The 24,765-nt window shown below is 53.4% G+C and carries 19 protein-coding genes; 8 read left to right on the top strand and 11 right to left on the bottom strand.

Annotation, left to right across the window (positions count from 1 at the left end):
* Positions 1-272: 272 nt before the first annotated feature.
* The 5 genes from H6G21_RS08570 to H6G21_RS08550 all read right to left on the bottom strand — a co-directional run bounded on the left by H6G21_RS08570 (position 273) and on the right by H6G21_RS08550 (position 7,708).
* Positions 273-1,514, bottom strand: coding sequence for an ABC transporter ATP-binding protein (locus H6G21_RS08570; RefSeq protein WP_190572703.1), 1,242 nt, complete (start codon positions 1,512-1,514; stop codon positions 273-275).
* A 73-nt stretch (positions 1,515-1,587) separates the two neighbouring features.
* Positions 1,588-2,361, bottom strand: coding sequence for an ABC transporter permease (locus tag H6G21_RS08565; RefSeq protein WP_242041722.1), 774 nt, complete (start codon positions 2,359-2,361; stop codon positions 1,588-1,590).
* A 437-nt stretch (positions 2,362-2,798) separates the two neighbouring features.
* Positions 2,799-5,531 carry a glycosyltransferase gene (locus H6G21_RS08560; protein WP_190572699.1) on the bottom strand — a complete coding sequence of 911 codons (2,733 nt, stop codon included), beginning with the start codon at positions 5,529-5,531 and terminating at the stop codon, positions 2,799-2,801.
* 108 nt (positions 5,532-5,639) lie between these two features.
* Complete coding sequence (locus tag H6G21_RS08555) at positions 5,640-6,740, bottom strand: glycosyltransferase (RefSeq protein WP_190572698.1); 1,101 nt, start codon at positions 6,738-6,740, stop codon at positions 5,640-5,642.
* Positions 6,737-7,708, bottom strand: a complete 972-nt coding sequence (locus tag H6G21_RS08550) for a glycosyltransferase (RefSeq protein ID WP_190572696.1) — start codon at positions 7,706-7,708, stop codon at positions 6,737-6,739. Before H6G21_RS08550 ends, H6G21_RS08555 begins: the two co-directional genes overlap by 4 nt.
* Positions 7,709-8,741: 1,033 nt before the next feature.
* Between H6G21_RS08550 and H6G21_RS08545 the strand changes: the two genes are divergently transcribed.
* Entirely contained in the window at positions 8,742-9,842 is a 1,101-nt protein-coding gene (locus H6G21_RS08545) for a glycosyltransferase (RefSeq protein ID WP_190572694.1), read from the top strand.
* Positions 9,843-9,872: 30 nt separating this feature from the next.
* Positions 9,873-11,348, top strand: coding sequence for an FAD-dependent oxidoreductase (locus tag H6G21_RS08540; protein ID WP_190572692.1), 1,476 nt, complete (start codon positions 9,873-9,875; stop codon positions 11,346-11,348).
* Positions 11,349-11,482: 134 nt separating this feature from the next.
* Here H6G21_RS08540 and H6G21_RS08535 read toward each other — a convergent pair whose 3' ends face one another.
* The 4 genes from H6G21_RS08535 to H6G21_RS08520 form a co-directional block, all read right to left on the bottom strand.
* Positions 11,483-12,163, bottom strand: coding sequence for a zinc ribbon domain-containing protein (locus tag H6G21_RS08535; protein WP_190572690.1), 681 nt, complete (start codon positions 12,161-12,163; stop codon positions 11,483-11,485).
* 174 nt (positions 12,164-12,337) lie between these two features.
* A complete protein-coding gene (locus tag H6G21_RS08530) occupies positions 12,338-12,607 on the bottom strand; it encodes a hypothetical protein (RefSeq protein WP_190572688.1) in 270 nt (89 codons plus the stop codon).
* Between the two features lie 312 nt (positions 12,608-12,919).
* Positions 12,920-14,593: a CHAT domain-containing protein gene (locus tag H6G21_RS08525; RefSeq protein ID WP_190572686.1), complete on the bottom strand. Its 1,674-nt coding sequence runs from the start codon at positions 14,591-14,593 to the stop codon at positions 12,920-12,922.
* Between the two features lie 85 nt (positions 14,594-14,678).
* On the bottom strand, positions 14,679-17,006 hold the full coding sequence (locus tag H6G21_RS08520; protein ID WP_190572684.1) for a protein phosphatase 2C domain-containing protein: 2,328 nt from the start codon (positions 17,004-17,006) through the stop codon (positions 14,679-14,681).
* Between the two features lie 130 nt (positions 17,007-17,136).
* On the opposite strand from H6G21_RS08520, the gene H6G21_RS08515 reads away from it, so the two are divergent.
* The 3 genes from H6G21_RS08515 to hisS all read left to right on the top strand — a co-directional run bounded on the left by H6G21_RS08515 (position 17,137) and on the right by hisS (position 19,057).
* Positions 17,137-17,412, top strand: a complete 276-nt coding sequence (locus tag H6G21_RS08515; protein ID WP_190572683.1) for a response regulator transcription factor — start codon at positions 17,137-17,139, stop codon at positions 17,410-17,412.
* A gap of 8 nt (positions 17,413-17,420) precedes the next feature.
* Positions 17,421-17,672: a hypothetical protein gene (locus H6G21_RS08510; RefSeq protein WP_190572681.1), complete on the top strand. Its 252-nt coding sequence runs from the start codon at positions 17,421-17,423 to the stop codon at positions 17,670-17,672.
* A gap of 104 nt (positions 17,673-17,776) precedes the next feature.
* Positions 17,777-19,057: a histidine--tRNA ligase gene (gene hisS / locus H6G21_RS08505; RefSeq protein WP_190572679.1), complete on the top strand. Its 1,281-nt coding sequence runs from the start codon at positions 17,777-17,779 to the stop codon at positions 19,055-19,057.
* Between the two features lie 108 nt (positions 19,058-19,165).
* On the opposite strand, the gene H6G21_RS08500 is transcribed toward hisS, so the two are convergent.
* Entirely contained in the window at positions 19,166-19,867 is a 702-nt protein-coding gene (locus H6G21_RS08500; protein WP_190572676.1) for a GNAT family N-acetyltransferase, read from the bottom strand.
* 365 nt (positions 19,868-20,232) lie between these two features.
* On the opposite strand from H6G21_RS08500, the gene H6G21_RS08495 reads away from it, so the two are divergent.
* Both H6G21_RS08495 and H6G21_RS08490 read left to right on the top strand, forming a co-directional pair.
* Positions 20,233-20,703: a photosystem I reaction center protein subunit XI gene (locus tag H6G21_RS08495; RefSeq protein ID WP_190572674.1), complete on the top strand. Its 471-nt coding sequence runs from the start codon at positions 20,233-20,235 to the stop codon at positions 20,701-20,703.
* A 162-nt stretch (positions 20,704-20,865) separates the two neighbouring features.
* Positions 20,866-23,664, top strand: a complete 2,799-nt coding sequence (locus H6G21_RS08490) for a hypothetical protein (RefSeq protein ID WP_190572671.1) — start codon at positions 20,866-20,868, stop codon at positions 23,662-23,664.
* On the opposite strand, the gene H6G21_RS08485 is transcribed toward H6G21_RS08490, so the two are convergent.
* Entirely contained in the window at positions 23,665-23,826 is a 162-nt protein-coding gene (locus H6G21_RS08485; protein WP_190572669.1) for a hypothetical protein, read from the bottom strand.
* Between H6G21_RS08485 and H6G21_RS08480 the strand changes: the two genes are divergently transcribed.
* The gene (locus tag H6G21_RS08480) at positions 23,825-24,637 is read left to right on the top strand and encodes a phosphodiester glycosidase family protein (RefSeq protein ID WP_190572667.1); all 813 of its coding nucleotides are present in this window, start codon (positions 23,825-23,827) and stop codon (positions 24,635-24,637) included. The genes H6G21_RS08485 and H6G21_RS08480 overlap by 2 nt on opposite strands.
* Positions 24,638-24,765: the final 128 nt, after the last annotated feature.

The raw sequence follows: 24,765 nt of genomic DNA, 5'->3' as shown, positions 1-24,765 counted from the left end.
ATCCAAAATAGGTGACGGGTATCCTGCCACAAGATCTCACATTGATGCAGATCATCATTCAACACATTGTAGAGGTGGGAACATCAGAGTCCTCGTTTTGCGGGTTGGTGTCGTAACTTCTGAGCTTAAACGCAGCTCCCCTTCCCGCCCAATCTTCCTTTCAGTCGCTGTGTTACTTCTGTCAGTCAATCAGGGTGTGCGGGTGCAAAATGGGGTGATGCATGACTGATTGAATCGGCTCTGGTGATCAAATAGCACTAAGCCCCTTCAACTTATGCAGGGGGACTGGGATCAATTGCCATTGGCTGAGTTTCCGGTTTTTCGATCGTCCAGTGGCGGGGTGGATGTAGCCAGCTTTGTTCGTTGGGTGTCCATTGGATTGTGAACGGGTGGCGATGCCAGTGGTAATCGTAGGTCAGGTTCCAATCAGAACTAAACAGTCCCACATTGACGAAATAGTTGCCGCCACTCAAATCTAAGCGATCGACCTGGAGGGAAATTCTGCTGCGATTTTGGGTGACGGAAAGCGTCAAACCAGGCGTAGACGTATTGGTATTGAAATAGATTTGTCCATCTTCGTGACTGATACTAATACTGACAATCACGTTATCTAGTTCCTGATGACCTTCGTATTCCACTGCAATGCGTAAACCCTCACCGGATGCAATCTCGATCTGATTCACTTCTGAAATGCGTTCCCCCTGAAGCGTTGTGAGTTGAACCTGTTTGATCTCCACTTCCTGGGAAAAGGTGTGGAGTTGGCGCATGTGGGCTTTGAGATCCATTTTTCCGGCATAGCGACTGGCCACCAATTCCGCTTCCCCGTGGGCTTTGACCTGTCCTTGTTCCAGCCATAGGGTTTGATCGCAGAGTTCCTTGACTTGGTCGGTGTTATGGGAAATCAGGACGATCGCGCAACCATGTTTTTTCAGTTCCATAATGCGATCGAGGCACTTTTTTTGAAAGGCTAAATCGCCGACCGAGAGAAACTCATCGACCAGCAACACCTCAGGCCGAGTATGCACCGCCACCGCAAACCCCAACCGCATCTGCATCCCCGTGCTAAAGGTGCGTAACGGATTATCAATAAAGGCTTCGAGTTCGGCAAATTCCACGATCGCGTCAAAACGTTTAAGCGCTTCTTGGCGGGTGAGGCCCCCGACGATCGCGCTAATCAGAGCGTTCTCCCGGCCTGTCAAATCGGGATGGAAACCTGCGCCCAAATCCAACAGGGCACCCATGCGGCCTGACACCTGTACCTGACCTTCATCGGGGCGCACAATGCCGCTCAGCACTTGCAGCAAAGTCGATTTGCCTGCACCGTTGTGGCCAATCACGCCCAACATTTGCCCCGGCATGACCGTAAAACTCACGGCTCGCAATGCCCAAAAGGTTTCCGTTGCGCCCATGCGTCGCCACCCCGCCAGCGCGGCTTCCATGATGGTGCGGGGCCGTTCCGTGTGGTAACGGGCATAGCGTTTTCCCAGGTTGTGCGCAACGACGGCAGGTTTCATGACCCAGTTTCCACAATAGCTAAATGACCTAAAGCTAAATGACCTAAAGCTAAATGACCCAGATTCAGTCCGACTACACCTCCTCGACAAACCGTGCACTTTGATGTTTGAAAATCTGATACCCGATCGGTAAGAGTAAAGCGCAGAGGATAATTAAGCCGAATAGGGCAGTCCATTGGGGAAACTGTCCATCGATCAAGACTGCCCGGTAGGTATCAATGAGAATGACTAAGGGATTCCAACGGTAATAGGTGCGGAATGCGGCGGGAACTTGGTCGATCGTATAGAAAATGGGCAGTAAGTAAAATAGAAGTTGCAATAGTACCCCTAATGTATGTTGAGTATCGCGGAAGGTGACGTTTAAGGCTGCTAACGGATAGGCTAGACTGAGGGTCAGCAGAAATTGCAGAATTACCGCGATCGGAAATAGGAATAAACTTGTAGATAACTGAACTTGTTCAATGAATAGAAAAATACATAATGCAGGTAAAGCTAATAGAAAATGAATCAATCCAGTGGTAACAGTTACAATAGGTAAAATTGCTACAGGAAAACCGGGTTGACGAATTAAGGGGCGATTCCCAGTAATTAATCCTGTCGCATGGAAAAGGGCGGTCTGTGTCCATGTCCAAATCAGGATTCCACTGAAGGCGTAGGAAATGTAATGTTCAATGTTCAACCCCCGCAAAATTGCCCGAAAAACGAAGGAAAAGACAACCAGTTGAAGGAGTGGATTCAATAATGTCCAAGCGACCCCCAGCAGCGATCGCTTGTAGAGCAGTTTGAGATCGCGAACAACCAATTCCCACAGTAGATCTCGGTAATAGATTAACTGTCGTCGTCGCAATCTGATTCTTCCCTTGGTTAAGGGTGGGGGTAATTGAAGATCATGCATAAATGAATTGTCGGGATGAACTAAAAGCCGATCCCCCTAAATCCCCCTTCAAAAGGGGGACTTTGAACTGTCGATCGTGCACTAATCGATCGTGCATCAATTGCAAAGAATCAACTTGCAATCTAATCCCCCCCTTTTTAAGGGGGGCTAGGGGGGATCGAATCCACCAACTAAAAGCCGATCCCCCTAAATCCCCCTTCAAAAGGGGGACTTTGAATAGTCGATCGTGCACTAATCGATCGTGCATCAATTGCAAAAAATAAACTTGCAATCCAATCCCCCCCTTTTTAAGGGGGGCTAGGGGGGATCGATTCCTTGGGAAAGATCGAAATCTACGCATAAATACAACATGTAATCGGTGATGAATTCAGCAGAGCGGGATCCTGAACTTATCCCGGTGGGGCTTCGGGAAGGGGGGGCTGACTTGATAGCAATTGCGTAGACTGAACTGGAATTGCGGGATCTGCTTCCAACTGGGTCGATCGCTGATCCTTGGGAATATAGGGTTGGCTCCGACCGATGCGCTTCACCCGTTTTTGGCTTTGGTAATAGCTCCAAAACGAAGATAGATAACCCCAAATTTCGCTGCGTAATAGGCCCCACGGAGTTTTGTGCCGTCCTAGAATACGATCGCGGATTCGTTCCGTTAAATACCGGGGCATTTCCTTAAACAGTTGCAGAAATCCCCGCCGATCTCGTTCCTGCCGCCACATCAAAATGTGATAACACATCCCCCCGCGCATGTGCCCCACCGTTTGGCGATAGAGGCTCGCGATGCTCTGACGGTGGTGGTGCCAAGCGTAGGCATCGGGTTCGTAAACCAGGGTAAACCCCGATCGCAGCACTTTGTAAATTAAATGGTTCTCTTCGCCGCCCAAGGCGGGGGTTCCAGGGCCAAGGACTTCATCCATCAGCCCGATCGTCGGATGGGAAAAAATCGTCGATCGAAAGGCCGCATTGGCCGAGACACCCAACTCCCATACCGGCGGTGCACACCCTTCAAACGAATCGAGCCAGCTTTTATCCACTTCGAAGGGCACAAATCCGGGGCTAAGTCCCCCTTTCATATCTTCAAACATCACTTGGGCTGGCGTCGCCAATTCCAGGGGCAAAACATTCCCCGTCACGACCATGACCTCAGGCCGTGCCATAGGTGCAATCAACATTTCCAACCAATCAGGTGGCACCACCACATCATCATCCACCATCGCTACAATCTCCCCGCTGCTAGCGGTAATGGCGGTATTTCTGGCGTAGGAACTGCCTGTGCGGGTCTCGGGAATGTATTTGATGCTGGGGAATTGGGCGACGATCGGGGCAGTGATGCCGGACTGGGGGCGATTATCCACCACGATCACTTCAAAGGGCCGATCGGTATTTTGCGCCAATACATGTTGCAAACAGCGAACTAGATCCTGGGGCCGATCGCAGGTGGGAATGATGACACTCACCGTCACGGACTGCGGCAGTCGGTCATAGCGCGTGCCAGTCTGGGGAATTTGCGTCATTCCCTTGGGTGTCCAGTGCTCAGCGATCGCCTGTTGGGTTTTGTTCCAAGCCTGGGCTGTGTCGGATTGGTAGGGTAAGGCCAGTAACTCCAGGGTGAGCTGGTCGGCGATCGCGGTTGCCAATCGAGCCTGGGAAATTGGCTGGCCATCGTGGGCAATGTCAATGGAACCCATTAAGCGACGCCCCAATTTGATAAAAATGCGGACAGTCTTGGCCTCCGGTGCTTCCAGGACTTTGGGTAAGGGGTTGGCCAGATCCAATTCCCGCACGGCCATGGTCAGCGTTAACGCAGGCGCTTGCAAGGCCAACGGGGTGGGCGGCAGCGCGGCAACTTGATTCAGTGCTTTGCCATAGCTGCCCCAACTGCCGATCGCCCCCCGCAGTTCCGCCCACTTCCACAACCGTGGAATATAACGTCCCCCAACAATCAACATGAGGATCCAAGTCAACTTCCAGCAGCCCAACAGGAAAAACCGTCCCTTCAGATCCGGATAGCGGCGACGACCCACGCTGACATAGCTGAAAAAAGTCCGTCCAAATTGCTGGGCCGATCGGGCCATCTCCCGCCGGGTTTCTGGTAAGGAATGCCGCACCAGCAGCGCCGGATCATACAGTCCCGTTTGTCCCGCCAATAGGCCCCGACAGAACAATTCCCAGACGCCACTGCCCAACCCAGTGAGTTGAGGCAGATCCAAAGCCGGATCAAAGGCTCCGATCGCGCTCAAGGCCGATCGACGAGCTGCAAAATTCATAGGAGCGGCCATCTGCATCCGGCCCAACTCCGGCCAAGGGGGATTATCCGACCAGTGGAACCAGTGCCGTTCGTGGCCCCGCTCCAAGCTGTAACCCACTTCATAGCGCCGTTGCCGCTCCCGTTCGACAGTCAGGGGAACAACTAAGCCAGTCAGCAGGGCGAGGTTTGGATGCTGGACAAAGGTTTGGGCGATCGTCGTCAACCAAGTCCGATCGACTTGCGCCAACGGGGTTGTAAAAGCGACAATTTCCCCTTGGCTTTTCTGAATCCCTAAATTCCGTGCGGCGTTGACGCTGGGACTGGGGGTGGAGTGGTAGCGGAAGCTGGGATATTCGGTGCGGAGCAGGGTTTGTAGCCGATCGTGGCTGGGGGTGATTTCGACGACGAGAACCTCTAGCGGTACCGTGGGCATTGTCGAGAATGCCTGCTGAACCGCCTGCTGGAGTGCCTGTAATCCTTCGTGTAATCCCTCTATGGCGCGATCGGCCTCCGTCGGCAGAACGGGGACGACGACCGTTAACGATGGCCCGGTGGGCAGAGCCGTTGACGATCGATCGGGCAGACTGCGATCGTGGGACAGTAGATCAAACCAATCCTGGATGCGCCAACTGGTCAGATCAGGCTGGAGCAACCGCCATGCCAGCAGTTTTTGACTCACGAGACGGGCGTATTTGGGAAAGATGGCCTCGGCGATCGCGGCGGCGGAACAGACGCCACTCTGCACCGGAATCCAAACCCAGCCCAGCACTTCTCCTTTCAGGCGTACCAAACCCTGCACCTGGTGATAGCTACCCAAACCTGTCAGCGTGGGTAAAGGCTGGCTCAGTTCGATGTCAATAAACTTTTGGCGGTAGGACATGGTGTCGGATCTGAGTAAGGATTCCCCTAAACTCCCCCTATTAAGGGGAGCTGTGAACGGAAGATGATGAACGAAGACAACAGAAAGGCATTCAATCTAGTTCCCTTATTAAGGCGGGCTAGGGGGGATCGAGTCTCTAGCGCTTAACGATCGGCCTTTGCTAACCGGCGGTTGACGACTGAAGCCGAGCCGCTTGACCCGCAGGTACGATCGCCCCAAGGCCCAAGGCCCCACCCAAGTGCCCAGCATTTCCCAGAGGACTAACCGAATCGGATAGGCGCTCCAGCCCCGCAAGCGATGGTAAATCCGCCGCGCGTCATGCACATTAATGCCCACGAGCAAATTCATCAACCCTCGCCATTCTCCGGTTTGCAACAATGCTGTTAAGTGATGCCCCACATGACCTTTGCGATAGTTATACACCTGTCGGCAGAGGGCTGTCATGTCCCGGCGATGGCAATGCCACACCCAAGCACTCGGTTCGTAGACCAACGTGCCGCCCGATCGCAGGACTCGATAGAGAAAATAGGTGTCCTCCCCGCCCCCGATCGGCAGTCCGGCCCCCAGAAATTCGCTCAATAACCCGACTTGGGGATGGTTGAATAAGGTCGCCCGAAAGGCCGCATTGGCGGTGGCTCCCAGTTCCCAGGTGGGGGGCGAAAACCAGCGGGTTTGCTGGAACCAGTGGCGATCGGCTTCCCGACGGTTCCAGCCCCGCCCCAACCCGCCATAGTGATGTTCAAACAGTTTCTGGGCACGGGTTTCCAGTTCGATCGGCAGAATGTGTCCGGTTACCGCGATCACCTCTGGACGGCTAAAGGGGGCCAGTAACGACTCCAGCCAATCCGGTGGCACCCGCACATCATCATCCACCATGGCAATAATCGCCCCTCGACTCACCAAAATTCCGGCATTGCGGGCATAGGAACTGCCCTGGCGTGGTTCCTGGACTAGCTTCACCTGGGGAAACTGCTGCACGATCGCGGGGGTGATACCCGAGGCCGGATGGTTGTCCACTACGATGATTTCCACGGGGCGATCGCTGTTTTGCTGCACTAGTCCCGTCAGGCAGGCGGCCAAATCCTGGGGCCGATCGTAGGTGGCCACTACGATCGACACCGCAATGTCCTTAGGCAAGGGCGGGTCGATGGGCTGAATCTCGAAACGGGGTTGGGTTGCAGGTAGATCGATCGAAGGCTCTAGGTTCATGGTGTGTTACTTGCCTCCTGCCGCGATCGGCCCCATTCAAAAATCATGCCGCTGGCCGTCGCCACCTGAGCCAGCAGGATCAATAACATTAGCCCCGTGGCCCAGAGGCGCGTCCGGAGGGTTTTGGGGGCAACGGTGCGATAGGGATAGCTCAGCAAGTTGCGGTAGAAGCGCAGGCGATCGAGATGCCGATCGGGGCGAGGGGGGGAAGGGGCGGGGGCAGAGCTAATTTGCGGGGTCTGGCGCTGGGCGTGCAAGCGATGGAACCCAAAACCGCCTCGGCCATAGTTAAAGTGCTGTTTCCAGAAGCTGAATAGATTGAGATCATGGCTGTGGAAGACCTGTGCCGCTGGGCAATAGATCAAGGCTGCGGGTTGCTGACTCCAGCGATCGCACAGTTCCCGATCCTCCGAGGCAATGCGAAAAGCTTGATCAAACCCGCCCAGAGCCAGGAAGCGATCGCGCGGGACCGCTAGATTGTTGGAGGTAAAAAAACGAGGGGCTTGGGGATGGTCTGCAAAGTGTTGATAGAGGTAACTGATGATCAGTTGGCTGGCTTCGGCAAAGGGATTGCGGTGCAGCTGATTGTGAATCGCGCCCCCCAGCATGGCAGTGGGCTGAGTTTGCGCTTGGCTAGCCAAGGCTCGTAACCACTGACGATCGGGTTGGCAATCATCGTCGGTAAAGGCCAAATAATCGCCTCGGGCCTCGGTTGCGCCGTGGTTGCGGGCGGCTCCGGGGCCAGCGTTGGCTTGCCGAAGCAGCTTCAGGGAGAGGGGCGTGATGAAGGGTTGCACGATCTCGTCCAAGGGCTGGCTACCCCCATCATCCACCACAATCACTTCCAAGCGATCGCGGGGATAATCCATCTGCGCGATCGCCTGTAAACAAGCCTGCAATAATCTGGGACGATTGTAGGTCGGCACAATTACAGAAAAACTAGGAACAGTCGGAAAACTAGCGTTCACATCGGCGCAAGGGTGGCAGTCTAGGGATTGAATGCATCGAGAGAGAAATCTACGGAAGATGGACTCATCAGATTGACTCGTCAATGCTGAAGATCAAGCAGTTGGAACAAAGAATTAATCAGTCCCAAGTCAAAGAGGTTTGAATCTCCCAATTAAATTGTCAAATCACAAATAATTATTCATTTGAATGTATTACACAAGAATGTACTGAAATGGACTGTGTCAAATTTTGATGTAGACCGGGAAGAACATGTTGGCAATTGTCATGGTTTTACCAATCCTGCCCTAGTCAATATACTGATGACATATCCTGGGATGTAAATGTCTAGAACGCTGAATTCATGGGAGTTTTATCAAAGATTTGCAAAAGATTCAAATCGAGTGCGGGTTTTCACCTGATTGATTCTATTTCGTGAATCCAGGAATGAACCAAGGCTTCACCGAAGTTGCTCTTCGAAATTGCTCTTCTAGCCATTGCACTAGCCATTGCAGCCGTATCACCCGATGCAGCCTATCACCCGAAATAGGGAGTTGGCGATCGTGCTATCTATAACCCATGGAAAGCCTGAAAATCCTAGATAACTCGTAGAAAGCGCACTCTCTATTCAGGATTCTTCACACTTACTTGTAATTTCTGGGGGAAAATTCGGATTCCTACAAAGAGTCAATGAAGAGCAATGATTGGCGGTAGCTTAGGTTCTGGCAGATCTAATACTATGCGATGCATATAAGGGGTGCAGAATACATCAGTTGAATTGCTTAAGTGATTTCCGATAACGTGGTGCTTTCTGTCACATCTACACTACTGTCCGGTTCACCTCAGTAATGCGCTAGCTTCCATTCTTCTTGATCTGTTGTGCAATCAAGCTTCTAACTTAACGGGAGTGTTGGTTGTCACTTCCCCTATTTTCTGAGTTAACTTCCTAGGAAGGAGATCGGGATCGTCCAGGGACAAGGAGCATGATTGGGGGCCGTTGCGGGTGGATTCGGTTCTACTCAGATCCTGTTCAGATTCAGATCAGATTGTCCTGCTATGAACCGTACTGCTTCCACTGCGGTGGTCGAAAGGCTTGCCCCGCATTCGATTTTACTGTCAGAGATTTCCATCATCATTCCGGTTTACAACGGGGGTGAAAGTTTTCGCCGCTGTTTAGCCAGTCTGGAACAATTTGTCCCCCCCACGGTAGAAGTGATTGTCGTGATTGACGGGGGCAGTGATGCCTGTGAACAAGCGGCCCGATCGTTTGGCGCGAAGGTGATTCGCCTCGATCGTAACCGGGGGCCAGCCTATGCACGTAATTCGGGGGCCCAGGCGGCTAAGGGTGAGCTCCTCTTTTTTGTGGATGCAGATGTGGCCATTCGCTGGGATACGCTGACCCAGGTTGCCCTAGCCTTTGAGGCTAATCCGACGCTGGATGCGTTGATTGGGTCCTACGACGATACGCCGGGAGCTGCGAACTTCCTATCGCAATACAAAAATTTATTGCACCACTACACCCACCAAATTTCCCGCGAGGAAGCCTCTACGTTTTGGGGGGCTTGTGGTGCGATTCGTAAATCCGTTTTCTTTGATGTTGGCGGATTTGATGAAGTCTATCGCTATCCGTCGATCGAAGACATTGAACTGGGTTATCGGCTCAAGCAGCACCACTATTCCATTGGCCTGTGTAAGCAAGTACAGGTGACGCATTTGAAGCGCTGGGGGGTGCGCTCCCTGCTGAAGGCGGATTTCTTTTACCGCGCCCTGCCTTGGACGGAACTGATTTGGCGCGATCGGAGGTTGGTGAATGACTTAAATCTAGATACCAACAGCCGTCTTAGTGTTATTGCAGTTTATAGTTTGGTCGCTTGTCTTGCCTGTATTCCTTTCAGTATTTGGGCCGTTAATGGTGTGATTTTCTGTAGCATATTTTTGCTATTGTTGAATGCGTCGGTCTACCGTTTCTTTCTCCATAAGCGGAGTCTACCCTTTGCCCTACAAGTTATCCCTTGGCACTGGCTCTACTATGCCTACAGTGGGATTGCCTTTGTGCTGGGAACTGTGAATTATTGGATACGGTCTGAAAGTGGGGCCGATCGGAGTCGCCGTTTTGCGGTTGCTCAGCCTAGTTCTCGTCTTATGACGCAAAAATAATCAGCGATTTCCATCGTGGAGGTATGAACGGTGAAGCAACATCCTGTGGTGGTGATTGGGGCTGGCCCCGCTGGGCTGACTGCGGCCTATGAATTGGTGAAAAACGGTGTGAAGCCGTTGGTACTGGAGCGATCGGATCAGGTGGGTGGGATTGCCCGCACGGAGGTTTACAAGGGCTATCGCTTTGATATTGGCGGCCATCGCTTTTTTACGAAGGTGGATGTGGTCAATCAACTGTGGCAAGAGGTCATGGGGGATGAGTTCATCAAGGTGCCCCGTCTGTCGCGGATTTACTACAATGGCGACTTTTTTAACTATCCCTTGGAATTGTTGGATACGTTGGGCAATTTAGGGATTCGTGAGAGTGCCAAAATTCTGCTGAGTTATCTCAAAGTGAAAGCCCGTCCGATTAAGGCGGAAGCGACGTTGGAAGATTGGGTCACCAACCGCTTTGGGCGTCGGTTATTCCGCACGTTTTTTAAAACCTATACGGAAAAAGTGTGGGGCATTGAATGCGACAAAATTGAGGCGGATTGGGCAGCGCAACGGATTAAGGGGCTATCTTTGCGTACGGCGGTGATGAATGCCATTTTCAAGGTCAATAATACGAAGACCTTGATTAAGGAATTTGATTATCCTCGCTTGGGGCCGGGGCAAATGTGGGAGCGCTTCCAGCAGGCGATCGAAGCGCGGGGTGGCCAGGTGGCGATGAATACGGGGGTCGTGCAGATCAACCGTAAGGGTAATCGCATTTGCAGCATTACGACGCGCCAAGCTGGGGAAACGCTGGAGATTCCGGCGGAACAGTTTATTTCCAGTATGCCAGTGACGGCCTTGGTGCAGCGGTTGAATCCGCCTGCGCCACCGGAGGTGTTGGAAGCGGCTCGATCGCTGAACTACCGTGCTTTTATTATTGTTCCGATCGTGATCGATCGGGCGGATCTGTTCCCGGATAACTGGATTTATATCCACAGCCCGCAGGTGAAGGTGGGGCGGATTCAGAATTTTAAAAATTGGAGTCCGGCAATGGTGCCCGATCCGAGTAAGACCTGTTTGGGCATGGAGTATTTCTGTTCTGAGGGCGATGCTCTGTGGGAAATGTCCGACACGGAGTTGCTGGATTTGGCGACCCGTGAGGTGGCAGCGTTGGGCTTGGCTCCGGTGGAAGCGGTGGAGGATGGAACGGTGATCCGGCAACCGAAGGCGTATCCGGTCTACGATCGCGACTATCGCCAGCATTTGCAGGTGATTCAAAACTTTCTCGGCACGATCGAAAATCTGCAAACGATCGGGCGCAATGGCATGCACCGTTACAACAATCAGGATCATTCCATGCTGACGGCGGTGTTGGCGGCGCGGAACCTGTTTGGCGAATCCCATGACCTGTGGGAGGTGAACACGGAGCGGTCTTACCATGAGTCGTTTACCCAGGCAGATTGGCAGGCTAAGAAGCAACAACAACGGACAACGGCAGCGGCTCGATCGAATCCTTTACTGGTCAATTAATCCAACTAGCCGAACCGATCACCCTCTCTCAAGCGGAACCAGGCAAGTTTATCAAAATCCGTTAAGCCTCCTGATCATCTTTGCAGCCGCTCGCCCAGCGATCGTCAGTCCAGCAGTCAACCATTCAGCCACCCCTAGCTCAACTGATGACCACAACTGGCACAGAAGCGATCGGTGGCTTGAACCGCATTCCCACACTGTGTACAAAATCGCCTAGCATTAGGAACCACGGTAGAATTACTACCAGAAACAACATTAGAACTAACATTAGAACTAACGTTAGAACTTACATTTGATACATTGCTAGAAGCAACACTAGAAGCCGCTGCCGAAGACACAGTTGGAGTGCCCATTTTCATTTCCATATTCCCCATTCGCATTTCCATCGGATTCAGGCTCATCTGCATATCCCCCATCCGCAGGGGCTGCATCGGTTGCATAGATTTCATTTCTGGCATAGATTTCATTTCTGGCATAGATTTCATTTCTGGCATGGGCTGCATTCCCGGCATAGTTGCGGTCTGTTGCATTTGCAGCGCCTGCCCCTGGCTACCCGCCGGAAAACCTTGCACCATAGCTGCACTCGATCCCTGCACTTGGATCGCGAGTTCGCCCTGCTCTGTCCGCAGTTTAATCACCACGCCATTCGAGAATTGAAACGCTTCCGGCGGCGCGACCCAGGCTCCGGTGGTAAAACTAGTCCCCGATTGCTGTTGCTGACCGGGCTGGGAAGCAGCGATCGTCATGGTCGTCTGCTGACCATGATTCTCGAGATAAATTCGTTGCCCGTTATTTAATTCACAGAGATACGGCATAGCCTAAGACTTGAATGCTTCACTTCCCATTGTCAGGACAGTTTCTTAACTTTCCCCCTGGATTTAACAATTGTGTATTGTTTGAAGCAATTGTTTATTTATTCAACAAACGTTGATTTTCTATTGCTTGTCCAGAAAAGACTATGGCTGATCCGTTCTCCGGCATGATCCGTTCTAACGCACCGGGCCTGCTCCATCTCGTTGTAAGTCATAGAGGACTTTTTCCACATACCACCGATCGGATTTGCCAGGATACTTCAACTGTGCCCCCCGGAGCAATCGTTCTGCCAAAGCCCGATCGCCCTTCGTCGCTTTCAACAATTTGCTATCAATCTTGCCGCTCAAGCCCCGACCACTCCCCGATCGGCGGCGATCCTGCAAAACAGAATAGACCAACAATCCCAACGCGCCTAGGATCAATAGCCCTGCAAGTAACTTCACCATCGCTCCATCCTAACTGGAAAAACACCACTGAAAAACAGTCACGCATCCCAAGCTAAGCCCAGATTTAACCTAGCCCAGATTCTAACCTAGCCCAGATTTAGACTTAGCCCAGATTGCGCAGATTTTAACCTAGCCCAAGTTGCATCAACCCGCATTCCGTACAATCCACTGCTCCAACCCTGACATCTTCAAGCTCTCTCCGTTGGTTTACGAATATTGATCGGCTTTGCCCCAAATCATTTATGTAGCCCATAGGTGGATTCATAGGGATTCATAGAGATTCATAGAGATTCATTCAGTGAATTGCTGGGGCTAGTACGTCCACTCAGCCCCCTCCGGATCGGTCACGACAAACTCCAAGACTGAATTTTGCGATCCCCCAAACTTGAGTTGCGTTCCAGGGTAAAGCTGCACCTCTTGGTGATTAATCTTTTGCCAGCCCTGCGATCCCAAGACCCAAGTGCCATAGCGCGAAAAATCCCGCAAATGATAGGTCAGCGCTTCATCTCCATTAAAGGCATTGCGGCAGAAAATTTCGGCATGTTTTCGAGACACCCCCGGTTCTCCCCGCAGTACCAGATCATTATCTTCGCTAATGCCCACCCGCATCAGCCCACCCCGAATCGTCCACATCCGCGAGGTGATTAACGATCGCAGTGAGGCGATCGGCATCTTGCGACCAAATTGGCTCGGATTACTAGGGATTTGCGTCAAACTTTCATCTAAGGGTTTAATCAACTCCCCATCAAACTCCGGATGCATGTAGAGCACCGGCAACGTCCAAGCCTGCTGATTAAACTTAAACAACGTCAGCAAATTCTGCCGCGCCACCGCCATCGCCTGGTCGATCGACAACCGTTCCGCCAACGCCTGGGAAAATGCTTGAATAAATGCCAACGCTTCCTGATCCGTAATCGAATCCCGCATCGCGAGTACAGCCGGAACTCCATGGTGCAGCAACACCTCCGCCAAACTGCTGCGGGGGATCGTCTGGCCCCCCTGGTGATCGGGTTGCGCACCCCAGCAAGCATTAAACACCGCCAGCTTGACCCGCCCCCGTCGCAATACCTGCGCCAATTCCGTACCATTCATCGCCATATCCGATCGCAGGAACAAGAGTCCCCCATCGGGAGCCGGAATCCCATGGCCTGCATAGAACAGAACATTGTATTGCTGCGTTTCCAAGCGGGCAATCAATTCTGCGGGCGACGGTTGCACCAACACATCCACATTACAGAGTGCCGCATTGCCAAAGCGACTCGAGTTACGCAACACCCGCGAGAGGGCTTCTGCCTCTTGATCCAACTTCAGGCGATCGTCGGGTTCCAGATGTTGCTGCGTCACGTCACTAAACGCTGATCCAGGATTCAGATCAAGATTAGGCGCAGAATCTTGGCCCAACACCAGCAACACATTCAGCATCTGCTCCGTTCGCAGCAGCGGCAAATCTTCCACATCACTGGTTGTCCGGCTGAACAAAACCTGTTGGCCAAGGGAAATCGCGGGCTTACCCGCCTGACTTTGCATAATTTCCCAGGGCACCGCAATCAAATCGGGATCCCGAATATCCAACCGCAGCCGTAACGGCTTATTTTGGCCCATGGCAATCCCTTGACTCTGACTGAGACAAGTCTGGATCGGCCCAGTAAACAGCCATTGCCATAGATTAATCCCTAAAGTTTGCATCAATCGCACACTATAGGGAACCGCCTGTCCAGAGGGTGCCGTCCCCGTTTCCATGACTGGGGGTTTGGAGGGGGGCAGTCCCGCTTCCGAGACGAAGGGCACCGTCGGCACCGATCGCACCGCAAACATTTCCTGCCAAGAAGTCCAAACCTGGGAAAGCGACTCCGACCACAGACCATCATGCAAAACGTATCCCGCCCGGTAGGGGGCATGGATAACATGGATCGCAAAGTGATTTGCCCCCGTCGCCCGCAGACGATCGATGGCCAAATTGAGACAGGGAATGTCCGAAGAACCCATGCTAACTTGTTCCTAAATCTTGTTCCGAACGACTGAACTGAACTATCCGCCCCCCACAACTGCCTACTTAGAGACTTACTAGAGACTATTGAGGGCTAGGCGGCAGAGGTGACGAAGGCGGCAGGGTACAAGCGCCGATCGAGGCGTTGGGCATCACCGGCAGGGACTCCGTAGCACGACTCAGCAGCCCCGCCTGCTGCCAACCCTCCACCCCAGCTAACACTGACTCGGCTGGCGGAGCGGGAGCAGAGGTTTGAGATGGGGGTTGCTGGGACGGCGCGATCGATGCAGGCGAAGCTTTGGCCGTGGGACTGGGAGAAGTTGAGGGGCTGGGAGAACCCGAACTGGTGGGATTCGGTGTCCCTGGCCCTGAACAGAGCTTTAACTTAACCCACGGTTCGACCGAGGCATCACTGGAAGTTTCAACCTGTAACACTTGGAGGATTGATCCCGCTCCTACCTCCCCAACTTTCAGGGGAATCCCCCCAGCGGTCTGTTTAGTAGGTTGGGGCAAGAGCGACAGACCCTGGGGCGATCGGGCATCCGGTTTTACCTTAATCAATTGTCCTAGGGAAAATTCCCGCAGGGAAGAGTCAGGACGAGGGGCTGAGGACGATCGGGAAAACAGTCCTGTATTACCCCCCAGCAAAACCCAGGCTACGCCTACCGCCGACAGCGTTAGACTCAGAAACAAAAACCAGAGCACCCAAGGGCGAGGGGAGGGGCTAGAAGGCTTGACTAGCCGGGTTCTCAACCGAGAACTGACCCTGGTCGATCGTAACTCTGCGGTATCCTGATCGGCAATCGATTCTGCCTTAGGGGGTTGGGTGAGAGGCTCCGTTATCGGTTGATTGGCAGCTTGATACTGTAGTAGCGCTATCGTCACGTTGTCGTGGCCATTGCGAACATTAGCAATTTCTAGCAACCGCTGACAAGCTTCAGTCAAGTCGGCTTTGCCGTCCAGCACCGGCAGTAACTCCAGCGCCCAAGCTTCTTCAATGCGATCGAAATCACTTAACCCATCGGAACAAAGAAGATAGATACAATCCTCGTCAAACACAAACCGCTTCGTGTGGGGATACAGCAGCGAAGAAGGAACCATGCCAAGGGCTTGGGTCAGAGCCCCCGAGCTGGAATGTTGAATCGCTTCCCGGTAGAGCGTATACCCCTGGCGCACATCCCGCGATGCAATGTCATCATCGATCGTGACTTGGTAGCAGCCTTGGCGCGTAATCCGATAGGCACGACTATCCCCAATGTGGGCAATACAAAGCTGGTTGCCATAGATCAAGCCCGCCACGATCGTCGTTCCCATGCGTTGGCGTTCTGTCCGTTCTTCCTGGTCATTCCGAGCACAGATGGCATCATTGGCTTGGCGGATAGCCTTGGCCAGCGCCCGTCTCGCCCCGTCAAAACTGGAAATTGTTTTCTTACTGACCGTTTCTAGAGCCGTTTCGATCGCCAAATTGGATGCAACATTGCCGCCTTCATGGCCACCAATTCCGTCACAAACCAAGACCAAAGATTGGGCAGAATTCGTCAAAGGCAACTCAGTAAATGTTCCAGGAACGGGATAGCAGGAATCTTCATTGCGTTGGCGATTAGGCCCTTGATCGGTTTGGGTAGTGATGAAAACACGTCCCCCTGACTGGGAAGTTTGACTAATCTCGTGATCCAGAAGATTAATTAATTGATCAAATTCACTAATCTCCTTCTGGATCAAACGATCGCTGAGACTAATCCAAAACTTAGGATTGGCACTGGTATCAGCAAGCTCTCGCCAAAATTCTCCCAGGTGGGGCAGGGTCACTTCTAGATTGGGCTGGTACAGCACTTCTAACAGGTGAACCATTCCCCCGTTAATTCTGATCAGTTCTGGTTGCAACAGCGTAGCCGAAGCTTTGACTAAAGAGAGGGGTTTCCAGAGTTCTGCCAACTGGAGGATCCAATTCACTTGTTGTAAATGGGATGCGGTTTCCCAGCGCTCAATCAGTTCTGGCATGACGCATCCCGCTAAGGATTCTCCCGTGGTGCTCAAGGTGTGTGCACCATAGACCCCTCCCTCTTCCAGCAGAATAATCGGTTCTGTGTCATGGTTGCGGATAATACCGTAGACTTGGGGGGTTCTGGGCCGATGGGCCAGCAGTCGTAAATAGGTTTCCAGTTTGAGGGAAATTTCCAGGGGCAGATCTGGCAGCAGTCCGGGGGTCGTGTCCAGTAAAACCTGAGGGGCAAGGACACGATAGCGATCCGCAACTAACGTTCCCACGGCCAAATGTTCCGCTCCGCCCCCCGTCGCCCAAAGATAGTGTTGAGGAATAAACGTCTGACAGCGATCGCAGAAGACGTGATCATCTGGGTTGGGCGCTTTACAGAATGGGTTGGGACATTGGATGGAAGCGTCTTTGGCCATGGTTGATGCGATCGCGTGAACAGAAACTTTTCAAAAAGAAACTTCAAAGCGTTAACAGTCAGTTTCGCCTATCGCTTCCTAGAACTACAATGAGCATAAGCATATGTACGCATTTGGTGTTGAGACCTCTATGGCAGAAAGTGATTCTCAAGCTCAAGCCCCGCTATCCGATCGAGAACTTCAGGTCATTGAGCTGGTAGCGGCTGGTTTGACCAATCAGGAGATTGCTGAAAAGCTGGATATCAGCAAGCGCACCGTAGACAACCACATTAGCAATATTCTGACAAAAACCGAGACCGAGAACCGAGTTGCTTTGGTTCGGTGGGCATTGCAATGGGGCAAAGTTTGTCTAGATGAGGTGAACTGCTGCACGTTACCAGCCTATAAACAGGGAGAAGGGGCTTAGTTGTAGGCATGATAGTGTTTTCTGTGAAGAATGATTCGGTTCCTCTCGCGGTTTACCGAGAAATTGCGGCGCATCTAGAACAGGTTGACGGGGTAACGGTGCAGTGTTTGCCCCAAACGTCTCGGCAATTTGACTATCTGCAAAGCCAATTGGGGGGCTTACAGATTGAACTACCCGATCGACCGGAGGCTCAACACCAGGTTGATCACATTTTGGCGTACTATGGCGATCGCTATGGCGCGTGGGAGCGTTGCAGCTAGCTGGGCATCTCGTTGTAACCAAACGGCTTATCACCAGATAGCTTCGCCTAGATAGCTTTGACTAGATAACGTCTTACGGCACGGTAATCAGAGACTGAGACATCATGGGTTCTATTCAGGCAATTCGCGGGACACGAGACATTCTGCCCGACGAGGTCAGCACTTGGCAGTTTGTGGAAGCAACGGCGCGGGAGATTCTCAACCGTGCGGCTTTTCGGGAAATTCGCACCCCCATTTTTGAGCAGACGGATTTGTTTGCGCGGGGGATGGGAGAAGCCACCGATGTTGTCAGTAAGGAAATGTATACCTTCCTCGATCGGGGGGAGCGATCGTTAACCCTGCGTCCGGAGGGAACGGCGGGGGCGGTGCGATCGTACATTGAGCATGGGTTACAGGCTCAGGGTGGCCCGCAACGGCTGTGGTATGTGGGGCCGATGTTCCGCTACGAACGACCCCAGGCTGGACGGCAGCGGCAGTTCCACCAGCTGGGCTTGGAGTTGCTCGGTAGTGGCGATGAGCGGGCGGATGTGGAAGCGATCGCGGTCGCGACCGATATCCTGCAAGCCTTGGGACTGAAGGATTTGAAGTTTGATTTAAATTCCATTGGCGACGGGACCGATCGTCAAGCCTTTCGATCGGCGCTGGTGGACTATCTAACGCCCTACAAAACTGACTTGGATCCGGATTCCCAGGATCGCCTGAACCGCAATCCCCTGCGCATTTTGGACTCCAAGGATCAAAACACCCAGCGCATTCTGGATGGCGCACCCAGCATTTTGGATCACCTGAGCCCAGCGTCTAAAGCCCGCTTCGATCGGGTGCAGCAACTGTTGGCGGATTTGGGCATTGCTTGTAAGGTCAATCCTCGGCTCGTGCGGGGTCTGGACTACTACACCCACACGGTGTTTGAAATCCAGTCCGATGATTTGGGAGCCCAGGCTACGGTCTGTGCGGGGGGACGCTATGACGGTCTGGTGGCAGAGTTGGGCGGCCCAGAAACGCCAGCGGTGGGCTGGGCCATGGGCTTGGAGCGGTTGATTTTACTACTGCAAAAGGTGCAAGCGGCTCCGATCGTCAAAACGGATTTCTACCTCGTCTCCCGAGGGGAAAAGGCGGAGGCGCAGGCGTTACGCATTGCCCAACAACTGCGACAGGCAGGGTTTAAGGCGGAACTGGATCTCAGTGGCAGTGCCTTTGGCAAACAGTTCAAGCGAGCCGATCGATCGGGGGCAGCGGCCTGTCTGATTTTGGGAGATGCGGAAGCGGAGAAGCGCACCGTGCAGCTCAAGTGGTTGACCACGGGCGATCAAAGCGAAATCCAGCAGGCGGATATTGCCCAGTACTGTGACGATTGGCGGCGACTGATGGCCCAGGGCACGATGTAACTGATAGCCTAAGGCTCAATGCAACTGATGGCCCAGGGGCCAGTGTCATCATCCAGTGTCAGAGTCCAGTAGTAACGAGTCTAAGCATCCCGTCTAATCACCTGCTGCCTAACCTCGGCAGGTCAGCACCATGGCAGTCAGTCCTCGGTAGCGAAACTTGGGATTGTTGATGCTGAGACGGGTTCTGAGCTGAGGTTCCAAATCCCAAGGTTCGATCGGGGCGAACCCCAGCTTTTGATAAAACGAAATGGTGGTGGGCAGACTGGCAAGGTAAATCGGGATTGTGGCTTTCTGGATCAGGGTTTGCAGCAGCGCAGCCCCCAGCCCCTGACCGCGCCAATCGGGATGCACAAAGACATCGTAGACTTCTGAATGGGTTGGATTGAGGTAGAGTTTGGCGCAGGCCACCACAGTGCCCTGGTATTCAATGACCCAGTAGTCTGACCAGTTGATCCAGGGAATCAGAAGGATTGCCAACATCACCAGGCTCAGGCCGAAAATCAGCCAAGCTAGGATCACTCCAGTGGGTTCAGGTAGGGTTTGCAGGTAGTAAAGGCCGATCGCGATCGTGACTCCCCAGCCAAAATAGCCCCACCAGGCTCTGCCCTGGAATGATGGATGGGGATGGGGGTGAATCTGCTGAAAAGCTTTATAAACTTGGACAAAGGTCACTGGGGGGCGGGCGGTTGAACTGGCGGGTTTGCTGAAGGCGAGGTTTGCGAGTTCGCGGGTGAGTTGACCGATCGATCTCGCATCCCGACGGCAGGCCGGACGAATGATAAATTCCTGGGGCAAGGCAGAATCACGCATCAAGATTTCCTATCCAGATCAAGCTTCCCGTATTGGATAGTTTAGAAGGGAACAGTTCTCTATAGTTCCCGGTTTGTTGGGCTGTTTATCCGGTTTGTTGGGCTGTTTATGAAGTGTCCTAAGGGGGTGGAGCCTGGGGGATCGAATTGTGATTGGGGGGATTGGGCACAGAGATTGAACAGGCTGAGAGCGCAACATTGCTTAACAAAATGACATGTTTTGCAGAAGCGTGAACTTTTATAACGTTTCGCCATGAACTTTTCTGAAGCATTCCCCCGATCCTGAGAATCTACCGATGCTCAACCCGTATGATTGAAGGCGAGTTCATTCTCCCTTTTCAGAAAACTGTTAGGAATCATCTAGCTATGGCTCAATTTGTCAAGGCTTACAACGACGATCCCTTCGTTGGGCACCTCTCCACGCCCGTCAGCGACTCCGATTTTACCCGCGCGTTTATCGGAAACCTGCCCGCTTACCGTAAGGGGCTGTCTCCGCTGCTGCGTGGTCTCGAAGTTGGGATGGCACACGGCTATTTCATCGTAGGACCCTGGACGAAGCTTGGTCCCCTGCGCGACTCTGATTTGGCTGCTTTTGGTGGTCTGGTGAGTGCAATGGGTCTCATTATTATTGCCACGATGGCTCTATCTGCCCATGGGTTGGCTCGTTTCCAGAATGATGACTCTGGTAGCTCCAGTGAACTGCAAAGTGCCCAAGGTTGGAGTAAGTTCTCCGGTGGATTCTTCATCGGTGCAATGGGTGGTGCATTCTGTGCTTATCTGCTGTTGGCCAACATTGGCACGATCGATGACATCCTGAAGGGCGTAGTGAACTACTAAAGCCACTCGTCAATTGGATGAAAGTGTTGAGGTTTGACTTGTCATCAAGTCAAACCTCTATTTTTATGCCAGATGGGGGTGTCTGAGCTGATTGTTTTATCCCACATTCGTTCCCTACGGTAGACTGTAGACCAAGCTACCCCTATCGCATGGATACGACCTATGGCTGGGCAAGAAATAAAGTGGGACTTTTTGTTGCAGCAGGAGGGTGATCGATCGTGGTTACCCCTGGAATCGCCGGATGTAGAGATTCTGGAGGGGCGCTATCGGGTCTTGGTGCGATCGGGCTTAAAAAATGCTGATATTGAACTGCGGATTACCCACGAAGCAACGGAGGAGGATCCGCCTAAGCGCCGTACCCAGCGCCGTCAGAGTCGCACCAATGCCGATGGTCTGATGGTGGTGATGCCCTTTACGATGCTGCAACCGGGGGTGTGGGAACTCCATTGCGGTAGTGGGCTGATGACGGATTTGATTGGGGCAACCTGTCAGTATTCCGTCCAGTTGCATGTGCTGCCGAAGGAATCGGAAGTCAGCGGGGAGTGGGAACCGGATTGGAGTCGGCCCGCTGCTGCGGTGGCTCCGGTGCAGTCTGAGGTGCAGTCCGGGGCGATCGATAGGGCTGCGATCGATAGAGATGAGATCGATGATGAGGTGCTGGATGAGGAATCGGCGCTGCTGGCGGAATTGGGCTTGCCGGAGGTTGAGGATCTTGACGATCGGTTAGGCCAGACTGGGACAGATTTGTTGGCTGAGGACTGGGAGGCAGAGCAAGCGATCGCCGCAGAATTGCCTAGCTTGGAACTGGATTTGGGATTAGAGCCAGATTTGGGATTAGAGCTGGATTTAGGGGCTGAAGTTGAGGATGAGGTTAGCCCGGAACCCAATCTAGAAAGTTTGCTGGATGAGCTGGAATTTGCGCCCTTAGACGAGATGGCTACGCCCGATCGAACCTCCCTTGAGCCCGTGGCCGTAGGGGAAAGTTCAGGGCTGGAATTACCGATAGATCTCGATCTGGGGGATTTCGATTTAGACGATGTGGGAAGTGACGTGTGGGCCGATGGGCCGGCGGCGGTGACCGCTGAGGGCGCGATCGCTGGAGATAAGATTGCTAGCGATGAGATCGCTGAGAGTACGATTTTGGCGGAGTCCGCTGAGATTACGGCTGGTATGGCTGAGACTGCGAATAGGGGCAATGTACCAGCGCTGCCGCAGGTGGAAATTCGTCTGCACCCGGATACCTATGAAAGGAGTGCTGGGCAAAGTCTGGTTCTGGCTGGCCAAATCCTCCCGGAACCGATGACCGACGATCGATCGGAGACGATCGCGCTGGCGACCCCGCTGGCGACGGTGGATGCGCAAGTGATCCTGCGAGATCCTCAAACGGGCGAAACGGTGGTGAATTGGGCAACGGCATTGCCCATGGAAACGGTGCCCCAGGATTTCCAGTTAACGGTGCCGATGCCAACGTCCTTGTCGGCGCAGTTGTTGCTCGGGGAAGTGGTGTTGCGCGATCGGACCAGCCAAATGCCCGTGGCGACGCAAAGCTTTACAGTAACAGCGGCGTTAGAAGATCTGCTGGCGTCGATCGCCCCGGAAATTACGCCCGACCTGTTGGAACCGACGATCGCGCCGGAACCCAGCGGGCCGGATTTGGATTTGGCGTTTTTGGGTTTGGTGAATCAGGGGCCAACGGTGCCCGATTTGACGGCTAGTCCGGGACAAACCCTGCCGCCCCAACTCAAGCAACCCAGCGATCGCGAATCCAGTGAACGCAAAGCGATCGAATTGCCGCCCCTGCCGCAGCCCGTGAACCCTGCTGCTGAGACGGCGGAACCCGATGATATTTTGAATCTCTTTGATGATGACCTATCCTTTGAGTCCTTTTCTGTAGAAGGCTTTGATGGGGAAGGCTTGGATGGAGATTTGGGCGATTTCACCGCAACGACGGAGATCGACGCAGAAGAAGAAATCGATTTTGGTGTGAGTGACTCTGCCGTGCCCCAAGTGGAATTGGTGACGCCACCCCCCGAATTTTTTGCGGAGTTCGATCGGACTCCGACAGGCGTAGAAGGGTTGCCGGATGAAGATTTGGATCAACTGTTGACGGAGGAGTTGTTCCAAACGGCCCCGGCGGATCGATCGGGGGATGGGGCCGCCGTGACATTTGATCATCCCTTTGCGGAGTCTTTAGCGGTGGACGCTGAGGATGCCTTTGGGGGCACGTTCCAGGGTTGGGAGGATGTGGAGGATGCGACCCATCTGGAAGGGTTTGACAGTCTGGATGAGTTGGATGCCTTTGAGGAAGCCAATACGATCGAGGTGACGGCAGCTCGCTTGCCCGATGAGTTTGAAGCGCTGAATTTGGACGATCGGTTTATGAATCGGTTGTCGAATTTTGCGGAGGAAACGCGGGCGGAGGATGCAGCGGCTACCCCCCCGGAACCCCCCGGCCCGATCAATCCCTTCGTGACGCCATCCCTGGGGAATCCTGAGGCGGTGAGTGAATCGGTGGTGATGGATGACCTGCCGATTTTTGCGGTGCCATCCCTGGGCACGGATACGCCGGAAAATCCGCTGAAGTTGCCGGAAAATGAAGCGGTACCCGTGCCGCAGTTGGAAGTGGAAGCGGTGGCGGAAGTGGTGGCGGGGCAACCGTTGCTAGTGAAGGTGAAGCTGCCGAATTTGCTACCGAAACTGTATGTCAAGCTGTGGATTAACGATCGGCAGACCCGGACGCTGTTGGATGGGCCGCGCTATTTGGTGGATTTTGTGCCCAATGCCCAAGGGGAGTTGGAATCGACGACACAGTTGACGGTGCCCCTGGGGAGTTTGGAGATTCAGTTGGAAGCGATTACGATCGAAACAGCGACCAAGCGAGAAAGTTATAAAACGTCGGCTTCATTACCCGTGGTGCCGCCCAATTTGCCCGATGTGTCCTTCGATGATTTTGGGTTTTAGTCACAGACGGATGGGAGTTCCACAGGTGTGGACGCGATCGCGGGGGTTCGTTAGGCTGGGGGCGATCGGGGTCTTAGGCTGGCTGGTGGGCTGTTCGATGCAGTCTAGTGATGTACAGCCTAGCTCCAAGGCCAAATTAGACGCTGCTCCGAGGTCTGCCATGGTGAAGTCTGGTGCTCCTGGGCCGAGTGATCCAACGATCGTGCGGTATTCTACACGGACGATCGCGGGGGCGATCGTGCATGTGGTGGAGGTTCCGGCGGGTCGAGGCTGGGTGGTCAGTCCGGCGGTGGCGGAGACGGTGCAGCCGATCGAAGATTTTGTGAAGCAGCAACCAGGGGCGATCGCGGCGATTAATGCGGGGTTTTTTGATCCGGAGAATCAGGGTTCGACTTCGTTTGTCATGCGGGGTCGGCGGTGGGTGGCCGATCCGAGGCAGAATCGGCGGTTGATGGAGAATCCGGCGTTGCAACCCTATTTGCCGCAAATTCTCGATCGCAGTGAGTTGCGGCGCTATGTCTGCAATGCTGAGACGCGCTATGAGATTGTGCGCCATGGGGCGGCGGTTCCGGCAGGGTGCGAGCTGGTGGAGGCGATCGGGGCGGGGCCGCAGTTGTTACCGCAGTTGACGGCGACGGAAGAAGGCTTTTGGGTGGAGCGGCAGGGACAGGTGATTCACGATCCGATCGGGGTTGAGGCTCAGAATGCGCGCAGTGCGATCGGGTTGGCTGCGGATGGCAGGGTCTGGTTGGTGATGGTGGCGCAGGGGGCTCCAGCGGGCGGCTTGTCGTTGCGATCGTTGGCGGAGGTGCTGCGATCGTTGGGGGCCGATCGGGCGTTGAATTTGGATGGGGGCACGTCATCGGCGCTCTATTTTCAAGGCCGGAAGTTTGAAGGGAAATTGGATGAAAATGGGCGATCGGCCAGTCGGCCAGTGAAGTCGGTTCTGTTAGTTAAGCCGGAGAATGATTAGGGGGATGAGAAAATATGGTGTACACAATAGTTATGTTAGGACACAAAATTAATAAGGATAAAATTCGGCTAGTTTTCTTTGATTAATTTATCAGTAAACTGCTTGATAAATTTATACATAATATTTAC

Source organism: Alkalinema sp. FACHB-956 (assembly GCF_014697025.1).
GTDB lineage: Bacteria > Cyanobacteriota > Cyanobacteriia > Leptolyngbyales > Leptolyngbyaceae > Alkalinema.
The sequence above is the reverse complement of the archived record's forward strand: the minus strand, read 5'-3'. Positions and strand labels throughout refer to the sequence as shown.